General features: G+C 69.9%; 5 protein-coding genes and 1 pseudogene. 2 read left to right on the top strand and 4 right to left on the bottom strand.

The annotated features are described in order from the left end of the window. Positions 1-54: 54 nt before the first annotated feature. Positions 55-1,047: an FG-GAP repeat domain-containing protein gene (locus tag AC08OO_RS22620; RefSeq protein ID WP_476609261.1), complete on the bottom strand. Its 993-nt coding sequence runs from the start codon at positions 1,045-1,047 to the stop codon at positions 55-57. Next, the gene (locus AC08OO_RS22615; protein WP_011438065.1) at positions 1,044-1,601 is read right to left on the bottom strand and encodes a SigE family RNA polymerase sigma factor; all 558 of its coding nucleotides are present in this window, start codon (positions 1,599-1,601) and stop codon (positions 1,044-1,046) included. The genes AC08OO_RS22620 and AC08OO_RS22615 overlap by 4 nt, the downstream gene beginning before the upstream one ends. Positions 1,602-1,774: 173 nt before the next feature. On the opposite strand from AC08OO_RS22615, the gene ccrA reads away from it, so the two are divergent. Further along, positions 1,775-3,124, top strand: a complete 1,350-nt coding sequence (gene ccrA, locus AC08OO_RS22610; protein ID WP_476609262.1) for a crotonyl-CoA carboxylase/reductase — start codon at positions 1,775-1,777, stop codon at positions 3,122-3,124. Between the two features lie 72 nt (positions 3,125-3,196). Then, positions 3,197-3,913: an ATP synthase subunit B family protein gene (locus AC08OO_RS22605; RefSeq protein WP_476609263.1), complete on the top strand. Its 717-nt coding sequence runs from the start codon at positions 3,197-3,199 to the stop codon at positions 3,911-3,913. A gap of 36 nt (positions 3,914-3,949) precedes the next feature. Here AC08OO_RS22605 and AC08OO_RS22600 read toward each other — a convergent pair whose 3' ends face one another. Both AC08OO_RS22600 and AC08OO_RS22595 read right to left on the bottom strand, forming a co-directional pair. Further along, on the bottom strand, positions 3,950-4,243 hold the full coding sequence (locus AC08OO_RS22600) for a hypothetical protein (protein ID WP_476609264.1): 294 nt from the start codon (positions 4,241-4,243) through the stop codon (positions 3,950-3,952). Further along, a pseudogene (locus AC08OO_RS22595) lies at positions 4,240-4,425 on the bottom strand (YkvA family protein); the annotation flags it as partial. The pseudogene AC08OO_RS22595 and the gene AC08OO_RS22600, both read right to left, overlap by 4 nt.

The following is a 4,425-nucleotide window of genomic DNA, read 5'->3' as shown; positions in this document are numbered from 1 at the left end:
GCTAGCCGGACCCGCGGGACGGCCAGGAGAAGCGGACCATCCTGACAGGGACCGTCAGGACAGCTGGCCGCAGGCTGCCACGAACGGCGAGGTGGCCGGGTCCGCCGGCAGGCGTACCTGGTCGGACCGGGTGTCTTGGGCGGCCAGGCCCTCCGGGGTCAGCGCCAGGATGGTCGTGGCCACGGTGAACAGCGAACCGTCGGTCGAGGTCCCGCTGTTGATCCGCAGGGCCCGGTCCATGCAGCGGAACCCGGCGCCGACGTTACCCTGAACCCCGGCTGCGAGGGTGAGCTGAGCCGGCAGGGGGACGGAGGCCAGCGTGTCGAGACTGGCGTAGCGCACCAGCGCGTAGTTGTCCATCCCGCTCCTCGACGTGGTCTGCACCAGGATCTCGCCGAACCCGTTGGCGTTGATGTCGACGACCGTGTAGTGCAGGGGCACCACGATTGCGCCCAGGTCGACCTGCCCGACAGTTCCGTCCCGGGAGAACACGACCTCGAGTTTGCTCCCGGTCGCCCGCACCTGGTCGGAACGGCCGTCGCCGTCGACGTCGCCCGCCACCGCCGGCTTCACGGCGGCCGTCGGCAGCTGAGGGCTGTCCTGGGTCACCGTCGTCGGACTGACTGACGAACCGGCCGTGACGGGCGGGGAGGACATGCTGGTGGTCGGGAGGGCGGTCGGCGGAGTAGTCGCCGACCAGGTCACCGATCCCCCTCCGGACCCACCGCCGGCCCTGGTAGAACGGCCGGTGCCGCCGGTCGAGGGCGCGACGGGTGTCCGGCTCGGCCCCGTCACGGGTGCGGTCACGAGCGGCGGGACGGCTGGCTCGACGAGCTCGTTGCTCGACGGAGGGGGCCGCAGCGCCACCACTGCGAGCCCGATGAGCGCGGCCATGACCATCCCGCCCGCCGTCATCAGCGGCAGACGCCACCGGCGCCGACGGTCGATCCCGGCACGGATCTGCCGGTAAGCGTCCGGCGAGGGCCGGATGGGCTCCACCGCCTCGGTGAGCAGGCGGGCGAGCTCCTCCGGTTCCAGACCACTCACCGCAGGCCCTCCAGCTTGCCGCTCAACGCCGACAGCCCCCGGGAGGTGTACGCCTTGACGGAACCGACACTGCAGCCCATCACCGCCGCGGCGTCCGCCTCGGACATGTCGGCGTAGTACCGCAGCACCACTGCCTCCCGCTGCCGGCGGGGCAGCTCGCGCAGCGCCTGGATGACCGCCGCCCGTTCGACGAGGGAGTAGGCGCCCTCCTCGGCGCTCGCGGCGTCGGGCATCGGCTTGGGAGCGTGTTTGAGAGCGACGAGTCGACGACGCAGTGTCGAACGTGCGAGGTTGACGACGGTCTGCCTGAGGTAGGCCAAGGCCTTGTCCCGGTCCTGGAGCCGCCCCCAGGCCGCGTGGACGCGGATGTAGGCATCCTGCACGACCTCCTCGCAGAGGCCGAGATCGTCAAGCAGTAACGCTGCAAGACGAACCAATGACCGATAGTGTTCGGAATACAACGCGGTCAGGGCAGCATCGGCGTCCCGCGCGACATCGCTACGGGCGGCGTCGCTCCGTGCAGGCACGGGCCGCCACCCTTCCACGACAGTCATGGGCGCGATCACACCCAGTTGGACGCGTACCGAGCACTCGAAGTTGTCCCAAAAGTTCTATCGCGTCGCGCACGAAACAGACAGCCTCCACATCCCGCGACCCCGCCTCCCACCTATGGGTAACATCTGCCGTCTATCCGCCATCAGCACCAGCGTCCTACCGGAGGCCGACCGTGAAGGACATTCTCGAAGCGATCATTGCCCAAAGCCCTCCGTCGCCCGCCCGGCGGGCGGAGTTCGCATCCCTCCCGGTCCCCGAGTCCTACCGCGCCGTGGTCGTGCGCCGGGACGAAATCGGGATGTTCGAGGGCATGCCGTCCCGGGACAAGGACCCCCGCCGCTCCCTGCACGTAGACGACGTGCCGACCCCCGAGCTCGGTCCCGGTGAAGCCCTCATCACGGTCATGGCCTCCTCCGTGAACTACAACACGGTCTGGACGTCGATCTTCGAGCCGATCCACACCTTCAACTTCCTCGAGCGCTACGGCCGAACCTCTTCGCTTGCATCCCGTCACAACCAGCCTTACCACGTTGTCGGCTCGGATCTGGCCGGAGTTGTGCTACGGACAGGGCCCGGCGTACAGGCCTGGTCCCCCGGGGACGAGGTCGTCGCCCACTGTCTGTCCGTGGAACTCGAGCGTCCCGACGGCCACAACGACACGATGCTGGATCCCGAGCAACGAATCTGGGGATTTGAGACGAATTTTGGCGGACTCGCCGAGCTCGCCCTGGTCAAGACCAACCAGCTCATGCCGAAACCCGCGCACCTGACCTGGGAGGAGGCTGCCGCACCCGGTCTGGTCAACTCGACCGCGTACCGCCAGCTGGTCTCGGTCAACGGCGCGAACATGAAGCAGGGCGACGTCGTTCTCGTCTGGGGCGCGTCCGGGGGCCTGGGCTCCTACGCCACCCAACTCGTGCTGCGCGGCGGGGCCATCCCGGTCTGCATCGTCTCCTCGCCGGAAAAAGCCGACATATGCCGCTCCCTCGGCGCAGAGCTGATCATCGACCGCGCCGCCGAGGCCTATCAGTTCTGGAGTGACGAACACACCCAGAACCCCCGGGAATGGCAGCGGTTCGGCAAGCGCATCCGCGATCTCACCGGCGGCGACGACCCCGACATCGTCCTCGAACACCCGGGCCGGGAGACCTTCGGCGCCTCCGTCTATGTGACCCGCCGCGGCGGAACTATCGCCACCTGCGCCTCCACCAGCGGTTTCCAGCACGAGTACGACAACCGGTACCTGTGGATGAATCTCAAGCGCATCGTCGGCTCGCACTTCGCCAACTACCGGGAGGCCTGGGAAGCCAACCGACTCATCATGCGCGGGATGATCCATCCGACCCTGTCCCGGGTCTACCCGCTTACCGAAACGGGGCAGGCCGCCTACGACGTGCACCGCAACCTCCACCAAGGGAAGGTGGGCGTGCTGTGTCTCGCCCCGGCCGAGGGGCTGGGTGTCCGCGACGAGGCACTCCGCTCCCGCCACCTGACCGCAATCAACCGGTTCCGCGGCGTATAAACCCGGAAATCGGCCAGGTCGACAGCCGGCTCCCCTCACGCTCGCATTGACCGTCTGAGATGCTGAGGTCCTATGACCGAACACACCGATCTCATCCCAATGGCCGGCGAGACCGACGGGCCCCCCGCCTTTGATCTGGTGCGCCGTGGCTACGACCCCAATCAGGTCACCCATCACGTGAACTGGCTCGTCGAGCAGCTACGCGAGGCCGAGGCGCACCGGGCGGCGGCGGAGGCAGCCGCGTCGGAGGCGGCGACCGAGGCGGCCCGGGTACGCGACGATCTGGCCGCCAACCGTCCCGCCTGGGAGGAGTTCGGTGGCCGCGTTACCCAGATCCTCCAGCTCGCCGAGGAGGAGGCGGCCACCGTTCGGGCTGAACGCACCCGGGAGGCCGACGCCCAGCTCGAGGAGGCCCGCCGGATCGTCACCGAGGCCGAGCAGACCCGGGAGAAAACCCTGCGCGACGCCGACGAGCAGGCCGCGGCCATCGTCTCGACGGCCCGCGCGGAGGCCGAACGGATCGTCGAGGTCGCTCGGGCCGCGGCCGCGCAGGCCGAGGACGACTCGAAGCGTCGGCTGGCCGACCTCGAACGCCAACGCGAGCAGGTGACCTCGCAGCTTGCCACCCTGCGTGACCAGGTGACGGCCCAGCTGGGCGCGCTGCGCGACAAGCTGACCGCCGCCTCCGCGTCGATCGCCTCCATCGAAGCACCGCCGCCTGAGGAGCGTAAGACGCTCGGCAGCGAGCCGAACGCGTTGCCCGCGCCGGCGGCCTCCCGCGGGGTCTAGCCCGCACGGGAGGCCGCCGTCTCGTGGGGTCAGCCGTCACGGACGCGCGGCCGGGCCGCTCGGCATCGGCGTTCCCAACACGGCCGGTGCCAGTGTCGACTGGTCCTCGATCCGCTCGGGCGGCCAGACCACCACGTGGGCGGCGCCCGGAATGATCTCATAATCACAACCGGGACACCGGTAGACCTTGGTGGTCGCCGCGCCGCTCGTCGGCCGCACCGCCCACTCGCCGTCCCGCAGGACGACCGGATCCGGCGTCCACCAGCCGACCGGGTGCCCTCGCTGCGCATCCGACGGCCGGGCCCGGCGTCGGCGCGCCTTCCTCGTCACCTCCCACGAGCGGGTCTGCCCGATGCCCGGAACCGATCCCGCCGGGTGCGGGAACCCGAACCCGGGGTATCGCCGGCCGGCGGGCCCGCGACCCACTCGCCCCGGTCCACCACCTCGCCGTCAACGATCCGAGGCCGGTCATCCGCCGCCGGTCCGGCCGAGGAGGCCGTCGTGCGCCCGCC

This window comes from Frankia sp. CeCAU1, assembly GCF_977971845.1.
The sequence above is the reverse complement of the archived record's forward strand: the minus strand, read 5'-3'. Positions and strand labels throughout refer to the sequence as shown.